The 16,090-nt window shown below is 53.5% G+C and carries 13 protein-coding genes; 11 read left to right on the plus strand and 2 right to left on the minus strand.

Annotated features, from left to right (window positions below):
• From Q0526_RS00260 to Q0526_RS00305, 10 genes are all read left to right on the plus strand, one after another.
• Positions 1–273: methionine adenosyltransferase domain-containing protein (locus Q0526_RS00260; RefSeq protein ID WP_298729707.1), on the plus strand; the 273-nt coding region annotated here is incomplete at its 5' end.
• Positions 274–414: 141 nt separating this feature from the next.
• Positions 415–2,655 carry an ATP-dependent RecD-like DNA helicase gene (locus Q0526_RS00265; RefSeq protein ID WP_298729709.1) on the plus strand — a complete coding sequence of 747 codons (2,241 nt, stop codon included), beginning with the start codon at positions 415–417 and terminating at the stop codon, positions 2,653–2,655.
• A 2-nt stretch (positions 2,656–2,657) separates the two neighbouring features.
• A complete protein-coding gene (locus tag Q0526_RS00270) occupies positions 2,658–3,422 on the plus strand; it encodes a phosphoribosyltransferase family protein (RefSeq protein WP_298729711.1) in 765 nt (254 codons plus the stop codon).
• Complete coding sequence (locus tag Q0526_RS00275) at positions 3,419–4,477, plus strand: rod shape-determining protein (protein ID WP_298729713.1); 1,059 nt, start codon at positions 3,419–3,421, stop codon at positions 4,475–4,477. Before Q0526_RS00270 ends, Q0526_RS00275 begins: the two co-directional genes overlap by 4 nt.
• A 40-nt stretch (positions 4,478–4,517) precedes the next feature.
• Complete coding sequence (locus Q0526_RS00280; protein ID WP_298729715.1) at positions 4,518–7,127, plus strand: UvrD-helicase domain-containing protein; 2,610 nt, start codon at positions 4,518–4,520, stop codon at positions 7,125–7,127.
• A 30-nt stretch (positions 7,128–7,157) separates the two neighbouring features.
• Positions 7,158–7,940 carry an FAD-dependent thymidylate synthase gene (gene thyX, locus Q0526_RS00285; RefSeq protein WP_298729717.1) on the plus strand — a complete coding sequence of 261 codons (783 nt, stop codon included), beginning with the start codon at positions 7,158–7,160 and terminating at the stop codon, positions 7,938–7,940.
• Positions 7,933–8,604 carry a thymidylate kinase gene (locus Q0526_RS00290; RefSeq protein WP_298729719.1) on the plus strand — a complete coding sequence of 224 codons (672 nt, stop codon included), beginning with the start codon at positions 7,933–7,935 and terminating at the stop codon, positions 8,602–8,604. The genes thyX and Q0526_RS00290 overlap by 8 nt, the downstream gene beginning before the upstream one ends.
• 29 nt (positions 8,605–8,633) lie before the next feature.
• Positions 8,634–9,455 carry a hypothetical protein gene (locus tag Q0526_RS00295; RefSeq protein ID WP_298729721.1) on the plus strand — a complete coding sequence of 274 codons (822 nt, stop codon included), beginning with the start codon at positions 8,634–8,636 and terminating at the stop codon, positions 9,453–9,455.
• Between the two features lie 67 nt (positions 9,456–9,522).
• On the plus strand, positions 9,523–10,839 hold the full coding sequence (gene mltG / locus Q0526_RS00300) for an endolytic transglycosylase MltG (protein ID WP_298729723.1): 1,317 nt from the start codon (positions 9,523–9,525) through the stop codon (positions 10,837–10,839).
• Between the two features lie 70 nt (positions 10,840–10,909).
• Positions 10,910–12,145, plus strand: coding sequence for a U32 family peptidase (locus Q0526_RS00305; protein WP_298729725.1), 1,236 nt, complete (start codon positions 10,910–10,912; stop codon positions 12,143–12,145).
• Between the two features lie 68 nt (positions 12,146–12,213).
• Here the strand turns inward: Q0526_RS00305 and Q0526_RS00310 are convergent, their stop codons facing one another.
• Both Q0526_RS00310 and Q0526_RS00315 read right to left on the minus strand, forming a co-directional pair.
• Positions 12,214–14,589, minus strand: coding sequence for an ATP-dependent DNA helicase (locus Q0526_RS00310; RefSeq protein ID WP_298729727.1), 2,376 nt, complete (start codon positions 14,587–14,589; stop codon positions 12,214–12,216).
• Positions 14,590–14,622: 33 nt separating this feature from the next.
• The gene (locus tag Q0526_RS00315) at positions 14,623–15,189 is read right to left on the minus strand and encodes a uracil-DNA glycosylase (RefSeq protein WP_298729729.1); all 567 of its coding nucleotides are present in this window, start codon (positions 15,187–15,189) and stop codon (positions 14,623–14,625) included.
• 46 nt (positions 15,190–15,235) lie between these two features.
• On the opposite strand from Q0526_RS00315, the gene Q0526_RS00320 reads away from it, so the two are divergent.
• Positions 15,236–15,853: a glycerol-3-phosphate acyltransferase gene (locus tag Q0526_RS00320; protein WP_298729731.1), complete on the plus strand. Its 618-nt coding sequence runs from the start codon at positions 15,236–15,238 to the stop codon at positions 15,851–15,853.
• Positions 15,854–16,090: the final 237 nt, after the last annotated feature.

Below are 16,090 nucleotides of genomic sequence, written 5' to 3' on the forward strand. Positions count from 1 at the left end.
TGCGAAGTGCAGCTGGCATATGTCATCGGCGTGGCGGAGCCTGTGTCCATCATGGTGGACACCTTCGGCACCGGTGCGGTAGCAGATGAACGGATCGAAGCAGCGGTGGAGAAGGTGTTTGACCTGCGCCCGGCGGCTATTATCCGCGATTTGGACCTGCGCAAGCCCATCTATCGTCAGTTGGCTGCCTACGGTCACATGGGCCGGGAAGATCTGGGCGTCAAATGGGAAAACACCGATCGTGTAGAGGAGCTGAAAGCGGCGTTGGCCTGATCGGCAAAATAGAACCTGTTTGGAATAATCAAATGCAACAAAAGCGCGGGGGCAACCCCGCGCTTTTTTGGTTTGCCAAATACAGGGGATTGGGGTATAATAAAAAACGATATTGTGGAAGTGTGCCGAAGGAGGCGGAACATGGAGAATACCACGCAGCCATTGCTGAAACTGGAAGGCGTAGTGGAACATATGATCTATGAAAACGCCGAAACCGGTTATGCAGTGTTTGAGGTAAACGCTGGGGACCAAGACGTTGTGGTGGCCGGCAATGTGGGCAGCGTCGATAATGGGATGAACGTTACGGTGTACGGCCATATGGTCAACCACCCCAGTTATGGGGAGCAATTCCGGGCGGAATCCTGTGAGGCAAGCCTGCCGCAGGATACGGCAGGGCTGCTGAGCTATCTGTCCAGCGGTGTGTTGCCCTATATTGGCCCTTCTACCGCCAAAAAAATAGTACAGCGTTTCGGGGAAGATACGCTGACGGTAATTGGGGAAACCCCACAAAAACTGTGCGAGATCAAGGGCATCACGCCGGAAAAAGCGGCCATTATTTCCAACGAATTTCGCCGTATGTATGGTGTACGGGAAGTGGTGGCATGGTTTGCCCGGTATGGCCTATCGGCGCAAAGTGCGGTGACGGCGTATCGGGCCTTCGGTCCCCATACGGTGGAAGCGCTGACACAGAATCCGTATCTGCTGTGCGGGGAACCGTTGCAGATGAAATTTAGTCAGGTGGATGGCATTGCAGCGGATCTGCAGTTTGAAGCCGGCAGCCGGTTGCGGGTGGCAGCGGGTTTGCTCTATACGCTGCGGCATAATGCGGGCAACGGCCACACCTGCTTGCCGAAAGAAAAACTGCTGCAAGCCACCGCTAAGTTTTTGTTGGTGGAACCGGCAGAGATTGAGGCCGGCTTGCAAGAACTGCTGACCGAAGGTGAATTGCGCGCTCGTACTTTTGCTGAAGTGGAGGATATCTATTTGCCAGATTTGCTCTCGGCGGAGGAAGATATTGCGGCAAGATTGCGCGAGTTGTCCAGCTATCCTACCGAGCCGCCAAAAACCTTGGAAAGTGACATCCGTGCGCTGGAGATTGTACAGGGATTTGCCTATGCGCCGATGCAAAAGGAGGCCATCCGTACGGCTCTGTCCAGCCGGGTGATGGTGCTCACCGGTGGTCCCGGTACCGGCAAAACCACTACGGTGAATGCGATTCTGAGCTTGTACGAGGCTTTGTATGATCGGGTGGCTCTTTGTGCCCCGACGGGGCGTGCGGCCAAACGCCTAAGCGAGTTGACACACCACAGTGCATCCACCATTCACCGCCTGCTGGAGGTGGATTATAGCACCGGCGTGGTTCGGTTTATCCACAACGAAAAGAACCTGCTAAAGTATGACGTCATCATTTTGGATGAGATGAGTATGGTGGACGTCAAGCTCTTTCAGGCATTGCTGGCGGCCACACGTTCCCATTGCCGCATCATCATGGTGGGAGATGCCGACCAGCTCCCCAGCGTGGGACCCGGCAATATTCTGGGGGAAGTGGTACGTGCTAAGGTCGTGCCCACGGTTTGCCTAACCGATATTTTCCGGCAGGCACAGCAAAGTTTGATCATCCAGAATGCACACCGAATCGTGCAGGGGCAGATGCCGCAAAAGGGCAAAGGCACAGCAGATGATGATTTTTTCATGATCGAGTCTATGGGATTGGCCTGCCAGCGGTTAATCTGCGATTTGGTCAGCACGCGTTTGCCGAAGGCTTACGGCTTTGATCCAGTGCGGGACATTCAAGTGCTATGTCCTACCAAAAAAGGGCCGACAGGCAGCGTGGAACTGAACCTGCGGCTGCAGGCGGTCCTCAATCCACCGGCACCCGACAAACCGCAAATTGGCGGCGAAAAGGAAACCAAGGTTTTGCGCTTGGGGGATAAAGTCATGCAAATCAAGAACGATTATGACATCACCTTTGAGCGGGCTGGTGCTGAAGCCGGTGTGGGAGCCTACAATGGCGATTTGGGAATTATTACCGCAGTAGACAACGAGTCCCGCTCGGTTACGGTCATGATGGATGACCGTAAATATGTCTATTCTGCCGATCAACTCAGTGAATTGGAACCGGCCTATGCCGTGACAGTTCATAAAAGCCAAGGTTCGGAATTCCCCGCGGTGATTGTGCCGGTAGCCGATGTGCCGGTAAAACTGTGCTATCGGAATCTTTTGTATACCGGTGTGACCCGGGCCCGCAAGCTGTGTATTTTGGCGGGAACCAATCGTACCATCCAAACGATGGTGCATAATGTCCGTCAAAATATGCGTTATAGCGGGCTTCGGTATTTACTGACCAAAGAAGATATGCCCCTAGAGCGGGCAAAGGTATAACGATGGACCGTGCCTATCTTCTGGAACGAGCAACAGCGCTTTTGTATCCGCGGCGCTGCCCGTTCTGCGATACTGTTCTGGGAGAGGACGCTGTGCAAGGTGTCTTCTGTCCGGCATGCCGTAAAGAAGAAGAACGTCTTTCTCATCAGCCGCCACGCTTGCCCGAAACCGAACACTCCTTCCACGCTTTACAGGGCGCATTGGCTGCCTATTATTATCAAGGCGTTGTCCGGGAAGCAATTTTGCTGTGTAAGCGGGGCGGGCATCCGTGGTATGCACGGGAGCTGGCTGACCGAATGGCTGTGCGGATTTGGGGGGCGGTTCCTGCGGTGGGACCGGGACTGCGTCCAGAAGACCAACTGTTTCGAAACCTGCCGGTTTATCAGTGCATTGTACCGGTGCCACCTCATCAAGCGTGGCGAGGTGTCCCCGGGTTGCCGTTGCAACTGGCGCGAAGGTTGGGTATACTATTTCAGATACCGGTGGTCGAAGCGCTGCAAACTGTGAAAGGAACCGCCGCACAAAAGAGCTTGACACGATTGGAACGCATACAAAACGCGCAGAATGCCTATCGCTGCCGTCCCGATGTGGATTTGGGCGGTAAGAGAGTACTGCTGGTGGATGATTTGATTACCACAGGCGCCACTGTGTCGGCCTGTGCGTTGGAATTGCTGAAAGCCGGGGCGGTAGACGTGACTGCGGCGGCCATTGCTGCGGCGGAAGAACTGCCCAAGGAAAAACAACCCGCTACGGAGAAACGCAAATGAAGCAACAGGATATTGGCATTGATCTTGGCACCACCTCGATTATCATTGCCACCGAAACGCAAGGGGTGGTATTCAGTCAGCCGACCATCGGCGCGGTAGATACCCGTACCAACAGCATTCTGGCTGTGGGGGACGAGGCGCTGCGGATGGTGGGCCGCGCTCCGGCACACATCGATTTGGTACGTCCTTTGCGGGATGGGGTGATTCAAGATCATCGCATGACCAATGAACTGATTGTGCGGTTCGTCAATGAAGTGTGCCGCTCCCGCTTTTTGAAGCCGCGTATTGCGGTCTGTGTGCCGGCGGCCATTACCGGGATTGAAGCCGATGCCGTGGTGGAATCCGTTATGGCGGCAGGGGCTCGACAGGTCTATCTGGTGGACGAGCCGGTGGCTGCGGCGCTGGGAGCCGGGTTACAGATTCGCCAGCCCCGAGGCTGCATGGTTGTGGATATTGGTGGAGGGTCCACCGACATAGCAGTGATCAGTATGGGCGGGCGGGTACGTGCGGCCAGTATTCCGGTGGCAGGCAACGCTTTTGACCGCTGCATTGCTCAGTTTGTGCAGGAAAAGTATCAGATCGCCATCGGGCCTCTGACAGCGGAAGCGCTGAAAAAACAGGTGGCCTGCTGTACCAAAAGTGAGTTTGAAGGCGTGATGGAAGTGCGCGGCCATTCGTGGGAGACAAACCTTCCGGCCCGACGCCTCATCTACACCCGCGCCCTGTACGAGCCTGTGCAGGAATTGGCTACGCGCATTGTGACCGCAGCGCGGACTGTTTTGGAAAGCACCCCGCCGGAACTGGCGGCAGATGTTTCGTCCAATGGTGTACTTCTGACCGGCGGCGGTTCGTTGCTGCGCGGTCTAGCCAGTTATTTGGCTGGTGAGCTGCATGTAGATGTGGCCATTGCGCCAGATCCCATTAACTGTGTGGCACGCGGTACCGCCATCAGCCTCAGTGAAGGACGTTATCTGACGGCTGGGTTCCGGGACGCTACGCCAAAAGCATGGAAAAAGACTTTACAGAATATCCGTGATCCATTTGCTGCTGAATGAGCGGCACAAGACCATCGAACATTGTAGAAGGGAAAACGACATGTCCGATTTGACTCAGGAATATCTCGCCCTGCGCGATCAATATATCGAAAGTAAATTTACCCGTTTGAACCCTGTTCAGCGGCAGGCCGTGTTTACCACCGAAGGGCCGCTGTTGATTTTGGCGGGAGCCGGTTCCGGAAAAACAACCGTACTGGTCAACCGTATTGCCAATATCATCCGTTTCGGTTCAGCCCATGGCAGCAAAGAACTGCCCCGCGCCGTGACACAGCAGGATCTGGAGGATCTGCGGACGGCGGTCCAATCGGGAAGGGATCTCCCAAGGGAAACGGCCTATCTGGCAGTACGTCCGGCTCGGCCTTGGAACGTGCTGGCGATTACCTTTACCAACAAGGCGGCCGGAGAATTGAAAGAGCGTCTGCGTGCTATGTTGGGGGAAACGATGGGCGGGGATGTGAATGCGTCTACCTTCCACTCGGCCTGTGTAAGGATTTTGCGGCGGGATGCGGAACGCATTGGATTTCCTAAGAGCTTTACCATCTATGATACGGATGATCAGCAGCGGGTGCTCAAGCAGATCTATAAGGATAAGATGATCGATGATAAGTTCCTGCCGATTAAATCGGCGGTGGCGCAAATCAGCTCCTTTAAAGATAAGCTGATGTCCGCAGAGGATGTGGCAGCCGAGCCGCCTCGGGATACCAAGGCGGCACTGATTGCGAAGATCTACACGGCCTATGCCGGACGCCTTAAGACCGCTGGCGCCATGGACTTTGATGATCTGATTTTCCACACGGTACGGCTTCTTCAGAACGACACCGAGGCCCGAGAATATTACCAGAATAAGTTCCGGTATGTGGTGGTGGACGAGTATCAGGACACCAGCGTGGCGCAGTTCCATCTGGTACGCTTACTGGCGGGGGGAACCAACAACGTTTGCGTCGTGGGTGATGATGACCAGTCCATCTATAAATTCCGCGGTGCTACGATTGAAAATATCCTGAACTTTGAGCAGGTCTTTACGGGTGCTAAAACCATCCGTTTGGAGCAAAACTACCGTTCTACTTCCAATATCCTTAACGCAGCCAACAGTGTGATCAAAAATAACAATGGCCGTAAAGGCAAAACTTTGTGGACTGAGAACGGCGATGGAGATAAGGTACATCATTATACCGCAGCCAGTGAGCAGGACGAGGCCAGCCATATTGCTGATGTGATCGGTGAACATCTGCGGGAAGGTGCCCATCTGCGGGACCATGCAGTTCTGTACCGTATGAATGCCCAGTCCAACCCCATCGAAACATATTTTGCTCGTGCGGGTATTCCTTACCGGATCGTGGGGGGTCAGCGCTTCTTTGACCGTAAAGAGGTGAAGGACATCAACTCCTATCTGGCAGTGATTGTAAATCCGCGGGACGATGTGCGGTTGCGCCGGATTATTAATGAACCGGCCCGCAAGATCGGCGCTTCCACAGTGGAAAAGGTAGGAGAGTTGGCCGCCAAGGCTGGTGTGCCGATGCTGCAGATTATTGCAGATGTGCGCAACTATCCTGAATTGATGCGTGCAGCTGCACCGCTGGAACGCTTCTATGAGATGTACCGCGAACTGTGCGATCTGTCCGTTTCTATGCCGCTGGACGAATTTGCAGGCGAGGTCATTAAAAAGACTGGGTACGAAGCTATGCTGAAGGCGCAGAAGGAAGAAGGCGAGGCGCGCCTTGAGAACTTGGGCCAGCTTGTCAGCTCGGTCAAGACATACACCGACCAAAACGGCGAGGATGCAACCTTGTCGGGCTTCCTCGAAGAAGTGGCATTGATTTCCGACTTGGATAGCTACGATGAAGACGCGGACAGCGTAACGATGATGACTATTCACTCTGCCAAAGGGTTGGAATTCCCCTATGTCTTTGTGGTTGGCATGGAGGATGGTATTTTCCCCGGCGATATGGCTCGCTACAATGAGGAAGACATGGAAGAAGAGCGCCGCCTGTGCTATGTGGCCATTACCCGTGCAAAAAAGGAATTGTATCTTTCCACTTCTCGCAGCCGGCTGATTTTTGGTCAAACGCGCCGTAATCCGCCGTCTTGCTTCCTCAGCGAGATTGATCCGGGACTGCTGGAAGAGACCCAAAGTCCAGAACTGGCTTATACGGCCGGTGGTTTTGGTGCGGGATATGGAAGTTACAGCACCAATGTGCCCGGCGGGCGCAGCGGTTATTCCGGTACTTCCCGTGGTTATCTGAACAGCGAGTACAACGCTCGTCCCCGGGGCGGTTTCGGCGCCGGATACAGCAGCGGTTTTGCCAGCGGTGGACACGATAGCCCGCACTATGATGGTGGGCGTCATACGGTGCAGAGCGGGGGCTTTGGCGCAGGATACGGCAGCCGTACCAATCACCACAGTGGGGCACCGACAACTCCGGCAGGCGCGGGAACGTCTACCTTGGCAGGGATGCAAAAGTCTGCCCCCAAAAAGCAAGGTGTACAATATGCGGCAGGGGATTTGGTGGAACATCGAGTCTTTGGCCGCGGCAAGGTGCTCAAGGCAACACCCATTGCAGGAGACTGTATTGTGGAAATTCAATTTGATCGGGTTGGTGTAAAAAAGACGATGGCCAACTACGCACCGCTCAAAAAAATCTCGGAATAAACGCAAAAGAAAAAAGGGGAGGCGCTTTCTATGCTGGTTCAACTCATTGCCCATACCAATGACCCGGAAAAGACGGTGGCAGCCGCAGCAAAGCTATGCTATTCGGATGCCCACATCGAAACATTATTGGACGGTCTGACACCGGAAAAGACGGCGGATTTTTTGCAGAAACTGTCGGATCTTGGACATGCCAGCCCCATCGAACATGCCAGCTTTACCTTCGGCATTGAAGGCGTATCCCGTACTTTTTTGGCGCAGGTTACCCGGCATAGAATTGCAAGTTTCAGTGTGCAAAGTCAGCGCTATGTGCGGCTGGAGGATTTTCGCTATGTAATTCCGCCGGAAATTGAAGCAATTCCGGAGGCAAAGGCGCACTTTGTCGAGGCGATGAATGCTGACGCACAGAAATATCTGGAGTTGGTGCAGTCTTTGGAAGAGGCACATACCCGGCGTTTGATCGAACAAGGGCTGCCGGAAAAGGCTGCTCGCGCCAAAGCATCGAAACAGGCCAACGAGGATGCGCGTTTTGTGCTTCCCAACGCCTGTGAAACGAAAATGGTTATGACGATGAACTGCCGCAGCCTGCAGAACTTTTTTAATCTGCGGTGCTGTAATCGTGCCCAGTGGGAGATCCGTGCGGTGGCGGATGAGATGCTGCGTCTGGTCTTGCCGCTGGCGCCCCATATTTTTGCGTCGGCGGGGCCGCGGTGTTTGACTGGGCCTTGTCCGGAGGGCCGTATGTGCTGCGGCCAGCAGGCGGAAGTGCGCCAGAAATATGCCGAACTCAAGAAGGAGGCGGTCTGCCATGGGTAAGCTGATCATTTTTGAAGGTTTGGATGGCTCCGGAAAGGGGACCCAAACAGCATTGACTGCACAAAAGCTGCAGCAGCGCGGTATGGATCTGCGCCAGATCACCTTCCCTAATTATGCCAGCGATTCCTCCGCATTGGTGAAGATGTACCTTTCCGGACAATTCGGTGATAAGCCGGATGATGTGAATGCTTATGCGGCGTCCAGTTTTTATGCTGTGGACCGTTTTGCCAGCTATAAAACCGACTGGGGAGAATTTTACCGCAGCGGTGGACTGGTGCTTTCCGACCGATATACGACTTCCAATGCAGTGCATCAATGCGCCAAACTTCCGCCGATGCATTGGGACGGTTTCTTGAACTGGCTCTTTGATTTTGAGTACAAAAAAATTGGGATTCCGGCGCCGGACGCAGTATTCTATTTGGCGGTCAATCCGGAAGTATCTCAGAAGCTGCTGGAAGAGCGGTATCATGGCGACGAAAGCAAGAAGGATATTCAAGAGAAAGACAAGGAGTATATTGCCCGTAGCCGGGCGGCGGCAGAGTATTGTGCCAAGCAGTTTGGCTGGCATCGCATCGAGTGTACTTGTGAGGAAGATGTAAATTCTATCCGTTCGGTGGAGGCAATCAATGCCGAAATACTTGCGAAATTGGAGTGTATCCTGTAAAATGATGAGTACTGAAAGGGGACATGCCTATGGTGCGCATGGCGGTCGCGGATGATTTGCAGGCGCTGATTGATCTGCGCTGTGCGCGCTATGGTGGTGACCGTGCACAAGTTGCTGGTTGGCTGCAAAACGTGGCGGGAATGGACAACATCTTTGTTGTACAGGGGGACGGGCAAAAGCCCGTGGCCATGTTGGCGGCTGTCCCGGTGCAGTATGCCAACCACAAAGGTATTTGGTTCTGTGGTGCGGCGGCAACGCAGACCGTACCTATGGAAACCTTGCTGCCGCGTTTGCTGAGCGGCTGTTTGCGGGCTTTTGGGGCTAAAGCATATGATTTTGCAGTTCTTGCGCCGGAGAATACCCGGGAGGCGCAATCCTTAGAAACTCTGGGATTTAAAAATCTTTTGCCGACTCGAGTATTGAATAAGCCGATTCGTCGAAATCTGTTGGCGCAGGCAGAATTTGATAGTCTTACAGTGCGTCATCTGATGGAAATGCGGATGCGTTACCAGCCGGGATGCATTACATTGCCGGAAACGGCTATGAATGAAGTGATGACGCAGCTGTATCGCCGTGGACTTACGGTGGTATCTAGCCGCCGCGGATATGGGTTATACTATACCAAAGGCGATCAGATGCAATTTTTGGAATTGCAGGCCGATAATGACTACTGCGCCGATACGCTGTTGCAGGCGGCACGGGAAAAAACGGGCGCAGAGCAAGCGCAAATTTTGTTGGCGGAAAACCAGACATTGTATCTAGGGGCCGGCAGACGATGCGGATATGGGATGATTGCGTTTTTGCGCGGTGAATTCCCGGTGACGGATGTGTATTTTAGAATGCTGCTGTAAGGGGTAGCATTAGGATAGGGCGGCAGCGGATAGAGGCGCACCGCCGCAAATTAAGGAGAGGTTCCTCATGCGGATCAATCGAAATGATAACGGTGGGATGGAAAACAGGGCTCCGCAGGCACAGCAGCCTGCCCCTGCGGCACCGCGGGCCAAGCAGCCTGTTCGGGACGCCGTGCCGGAGCCGGCTAAGCAACCCACAGAAAACGCGAAAAAACAGGCGAAGAAACAAAAAAAGCGGAGCAAAGAAGATCGCCCCAAACGTCGGTTTCCGGTGGGCTGTCTGGTCGTGCTGATCGTTTTGGCGCTGGTGGCGTTTGGCGGCTGGAAGGTTATGCAGTTCTACAGTGAGATCGATGGGGACAGTAGTCTTGGTGCAGAGCAAACTGTTTCCATTGAACAGGGCTCTTCCGTTAGTACGATTGCCGGCCAGCTTAAAGAGGCGGGCATTATCCAGTATGATTGGCTGTTCAAAGAATATGTAAAGTACAGCGGCAAAGCGAGCGGTATCCAATACGGCGACTTTACGCTGCGCTCTGGGATGGATTACAATACTATCATCCAGACAATCTCTACTGAGGTGCGTCGTCCGACCACCAATGTGACAATTCCTGAGGGAACCACGGCAGTGGGCGTTGCACAAATTTTTGTGGATGCCGGATTGGTGGATAGCGTAGATACTTTCCTAAACTGCGCCAACGGTACCGATGGCTCAGATTTCAGCCAGTACAGCTTCTGGACACAGATCCCGGATAATGGCCGACTGATGAAGTGCGAAGGGTATCTCTTCCCGGAAACCTACAATGTTTACGCGGATGAGGATGTCTACTACTATGTAGATATTCTTTACAGTGAATTTGAAAAGCAGACGGAGGGCTTGACGGACACCATCAACGAAAAAGGCACGACACTGGACGATGTTGTGAAGTTGGCCAGCTTTATTCAAGAAGAAGCAGGATTGGAGTCCGAGGATGCTAAGGTCAGTGCCTGCTTCCACAATCGGTTGGAGTCCGATGATCCGCAATGGTCGGAGCATCTGTTGCAGTCCAATGCGTGCAGCTATATCACGCAGGACGTGGAGAACAACTATCTGTGGAATTCTCCCACGGCAGAATACTATGGCTGGCCTGAAAGTGGTGCTATTCCGGAAGATGTGCTGAACCAGTACGATACCTATCGTGTCAGTGGGCTTCCGGCGGGGCCGATTTCCTGCCCGGGGTATGCCGCTATTGAGGCAGCGCTCAATCCGGATCAAGAATATCTGGACGAAGGATACTTCTTCTTCGTTACAGGGCACCCCGATACCGATGTGGCAGGACAGTATTTCTATGCCAAGACGGCTGACGAGCATCAGCAAAACGTAGAAAAAGCGGGTTGGGCCTACTAATCCGCACCAAACACAATTTATGAGAAGCGCCCGGCGCGACCGGGCGCTTTTTTACAGGAGGAGTTCCATTATGTTGCAACAACCGGAGCTGTTGTCCCCGGCAGGGAGTCTGGAAACCCTAAAGTATGCCGTGCTTTATGGTGCGGATGCTGTTTACTGTGCATTGCCTGAGTTTGGTATGCGGGCAGCCCCGGTAAATCTGACGGTGGAAGAACTGCAGGAAGGCTGCATTTTTGCCCATGCACGGGGGAAGAAGGTATACCTGACGCTGAACACGCTGCCCACCAATGAGGAACTCAAAAAACTACCGCGGTATATTGAAGAGGCAGCACAGGCTGGGGTAGATGCATTTATTATTGCGGATCTGGGCGTTTTGGCACTGGCTAAAAAGTATGCGCCCGGTGTGGAGCGGCATGTTTCCACGCAGGCGGGAATCACCAACTATGAGGCCGCTGCGGTGGCTTACGAATTGGGGGCCAAGCGTGTGGTGTTGGCTCGAGAATTGCCCCTGACGGAAATTGCCCAAATTCGTGACAACTGTCCGCGAGATTTGGAACTGGAAGCCTTTGTACACGGAGCGATGTGCATGAGTGTGTCAGGACGTTGCCTTTTGTCCAGCTACATGACGGGACGCAGCGGCAATCGGGGGGAGTGTGCCCAGCCGTGTCGTTGGAAGTATGCTTTGCTAGAAGAACACCGGCCCGGACAGTATATGGAAATTGGAGAAAGCGAAAACGGAAGTTACATCCTAAATGCCAACGATCTGTGCACGGCGCCGTTTTTGGATTTGATCTGTAAGGCGGGCGTAGACTCTTTGAAAATTGAAGGCCGGGCCAAGACCTTCTACTATGTGGCGTCGGTAACCAGTGCTTATCGCCGGGCGCTGGACGCCTATCTGCGGAATCCGTACAGCGATACTTACGAACTGCCGGACGATGTGATCGAAGAGCTGAACCGTACCAGCCACCGCCATTATTCTCCCGGTTTTTATTTTGGCAAGGAACAAGCCTTGCAGACGCCCAGTCATACCTACGTGCGAGAGTGGGACTTTATCGGCACGGTGGATTCGTGGGCCGATGGAGTGGCACATTGCACGCAGCGGGGAAAATTCTCGGTAGGAGATACGCTGGAAGTGTTACAGCCCGACGGCAACGTGGTGACTGTAACGCCTACTTGGATTGAGAATGAGGCAGGGGAACGCGTAGATGCCACGCCGCATCCCATGATGGCCTATACAATCCCGTGCGAGACGCCGCTAATGCCGTATAGTCTTTTGCGGATGCATAAAGCACAGCCTGAATCTTGATACGAAACAACGCAGCCCTTGCAAAGAAGATTCTTTGCAAGGGCTGTGTTGTTAGAACAAAGTAGGCGTCACACTTGCCAGAAAGCGTGCAATTCCTGCTCCAGTTGTTCTGTGCTTTGCACGATGCGCAGGTGATCCCAATGAGGTGGCATCAAACGGCGGGTGTCGGGAGAGGCAAAGCGGTCGTCAATTAAAAGCACCACGCCTTTATCTTGTGGGGTTCGGATAACCCGTCCGGCTGCTTGCAGGACTTTGTTCATACCGGGAAACCGATAGGCATAGTCAAATCCAGAACCGCGAGTCTCCTCAAAATGCGCGCGCAGTTGTTCTTGGCGGGGCCCTACCTGAGGAAGCCCCGGTCCCACCACTGCGACACCAATTAAGCGGTCACCCACCAAATCTACCCCTTCGCTGAAAACACCCCCCAACACGGCGAATCCCACAAGCGTGTCTTGCCGTTCGGGAAGAAAGTGGTCGAGAAAGGCGGCGCGCTGCTTTTCGTCCATGGCGCTCTCTTGACACAGAGTAGGGAGGTCAGGGGATCGCGCAGAAAATTCGTTCCAGACATCCTGTAAATAGCTATAACTGGGAAAAAAGGCTAAATAGTTTCCGGGCTTTGCCTGTGCCATGCTGGCAATCAGAGCGGCAACCTGAGCGATGCTGGCGGTACGGTCTTTATAGCGGGTACTGACTTGCCGGGCGCACCATAGACCTAAATTCTCGCGGGGAAAAGGACTGCGCAGCGCTACGGCGCGCGCGTCAGGGATGCCGCATAAATCTTTGTAATAGCCGGCAGGAGCCAGCGTAGCGCTGAAAAGAATGGCAGACCGGCCTTTAGCGAAGTCTGCGGCTAAAAAGGCGCTGGGATCTAAACAAAGCAGAGTGGCTCGCACCTCGCTGCCTTGAGAGGAAACTTGCAAAACAAAGTGCTCGTCAAACGTATCGGCAACGCGAAGCCAACCACGAATGTCAAAATAAAGTTGCAGCAGGATTGTGTGGGTATCGTCAGGCTCCCGATGTTCTTCCAGCCAGTCCTGTAACGGCTCACAAAGCCGCTGTAAGGCGTGGTCGAAGGCTTCGGGGACTTCCTTTTCGAAGAACGTTTTTCCAAAGCGGGGATCCCCAGCGACGGCTTCACAGCGATGGCGCCATTCCACAAACAAGTTGTTTACTTTTTGCAAAGCCTGCTTTAGGCTGCTTTTCCCTTTCCCAAGACTCTTTTTGGCGTCCCAGAATGCGCTTTTGCATAACGAAGCGCTGTGCATTTCTCGAGCGCGAGCTGGCAGATTGTGAGCTTCGTCGACCAAAAAAAGATAGTCACCGCGGCCTTCAAAAAAGCGTGACAGCCGCACTACGGGATCAAACAGGTAGTTATAGTCTCCAATTACCACGTCGCACCATAAACTGAGGTCCAGCCCTAATTCAAAGGGACAGACACGGTATTCGCGAGCGAGAGTTTGCAATGTTTCAGCTGTAAGGTCGACTTTATCCAGCGCGTGCCATAAGGCCTCTTTGATACGGTCGTAATAGCCGTTGGCGTAGGGGCATGCTTCCGGCGTGCACTCTCGTTCTTCTTGTAAGCAAATTTTGTCCTTGGCGGTCAGTGTGATATTGCGGACCATTAGAGAGGGATTGCGTGTGCGTAGGGCGTGTAAGGCGTTTTCGGCGGCGGACCGCGTAGTGCCACGCGCCGTTAAATAGAAGATCGGACCGCCGTCCTGCACTGCTTTCAGGGCGGGAAACAGTACACTCATGGTTTTGCCAATACCGGTAGGGGCTTGACAGAGCAGTTGCCCACCGTCTTGGCAGGTTTCATAAACAGCGCTAATCATGGCACGCTGTCCCGTGCGGTAATGCTCAAAAGGAAACGCTAATGTGACGAGGCTGGCAGAGCGGTCTTTTTGCCATTGGGCGGCACGTTTGGCCCAAGGAGCGTATTGTGTCAGTAAATCAAGGACAAACGCATTCAATTCCTCGCGGGAATGCTCCTGCGCAAAATAATACGACCGTTCTTCATCTACCTGATAATAGGTTAGGCGTACCCGTATTTGGGAGAGGTTATGTTGCTCGCAGTAAATGGCGGCATAGACCTTGGCTTGTGCCCAGTGTTCCGGCGATTGTTCTCCTGTAATTTGATCGGATGGTAGGAGCGTTGTTTTGATTTCATCCACCGTTACCATATCATCCGAATCGGTGAAAATACCGTCGGCACGTCCTTCCAAGGTATAATCAATGCCACAGCAGCCATACTTTTGGGTAAGGGATACTTCAGCGGTGTAATCGGGGAATTGGTGTACGGCAGCGCGTTGCAGCTTGCGGTGGAGTCTGGCGCCTTCGTTGGCACGGTCAAAGCCGGTAAAGCGATTGTCGATGCTGCCGCTGCGCAATAAAAATTCCACCAGCTGTCGGATCGGCAACGTCAGTGCGAAGGATTCCGGCGGCATGGTGGTCAACTCCTTTGATATGGAAAGAAACAATCAATAAGTATGTGTACAAACCTGTGGGATTTTTTCCCGTAAAGCAACAAAGTCGCCAAACACAGCGGGCTTATTGGCAGGATAGCGCAGCAAGGCCGCTGGGTGATAGGTGGCCATAAAAAGGGTGCCGTGTTTATCGAAAAACTTTCCGTGGTCGCGGCTCACCGAAAAGCCAGGGTCAATCAGTTGTTGGGCGGCAATGCGGCCAAGGCACACAATGATCTTGGGACGCAGTAACTGGAACTGTTGCCGAAGCCAAGGAAGACAAGCCGTGGATTCTTCCGGCAACGGATCGCGATTTTGAGGCGGGCGGCACTTTACTATATTGGCAATGTAAACGTTTTTATCTCGGCTAAGGTCTACTGCTTCCAAATAATGGTCCAGCAACTGCCCGCTGCGTCCCACAAAAGGGAGCCCTTGCGCGTCTTCGTTGGCACCGGGGCCCTCGCCAACAAAGAGAACCTCTGCGTTGGGGACTCCTTGACCAAAGACTACATGGGTCCTAGAATCACACAAGCTGCAGCGACGGCAGGCAAGGCATTCCTGTTGCAAGGTTTGAAGATCCATATCAATACACCTCATAGATTCAAAACAGCGAAGGAGGGGGCGTTCAGTGGAGCGAGAGTGGATACTGGAAGGCATTTGCCTGTTGGCCGGATATTTGTTCGGAAACTTTCTTGCCGCAGAAGTGGTAGCCCGGTGTCTGGCTGGGGCAGGAATCAAACAACTGGGGCTGGAATGCTTAACGGCAGCAAACATCCAAAAAACATTGGGCAAACCGGCGGTATTGGCTATTCTTGCGGGCGATATCTTAAAAACGGTCTTTGCTTGTTGGTTTTGTCACCAACTGGCGGCTCCGGAGCTTACCCACGCGGCAATTCTGTATGCCGGTTTGGGTACGATGCTGGGGCACTTATGGCCGTTGTGGATCCGCGGCGTTCGCGCGGGCGTGCCGGCCGTTCTTTGCACATGGATCCTTTTCTACTTGCCAGTGACCGGATTGCTCTGTGTACTGGCCGGAATGGTGGTTCTTTTGGGGACTGATTCGCCGGCATGGGCAACGGTGGGCATTGCTGTGCTGGCCGTCCCCGTGGGATGGCTACAATTTGGAACACAAAGCGGCGTTATCTTGTTTGTGACGGTTCTTTTATGCCTATGGCAGAACCGAAACGAATTGCACAGAGTTCCGCGTGAAGAGGAACTGCGGTCTTCCCGTCGTCAACACTCCTAAAACTGTTATCATGATACCACCGATGAAATCTTTTTGCAATCACGGAATAAAAGGACGTTATAAAGCGAAAGAATAAAAAACTTCAAAAAAATCTGAAAAAATTCGAAGAAACCCTTGACAGTTGGCACATGTTTGGCTATAATAATCAACGTTGCAGCCGCCACGGCGAGCAACGAGCTGGGTATGGCCCGGTAGTTCAGTTGGTTAGAACGCTAGCCTGTCACGCTAGAGGTCGTC

The sequence above is a fragment of the uncultured Subdoligranulum sp. genome (assembly GCF_937890665.1).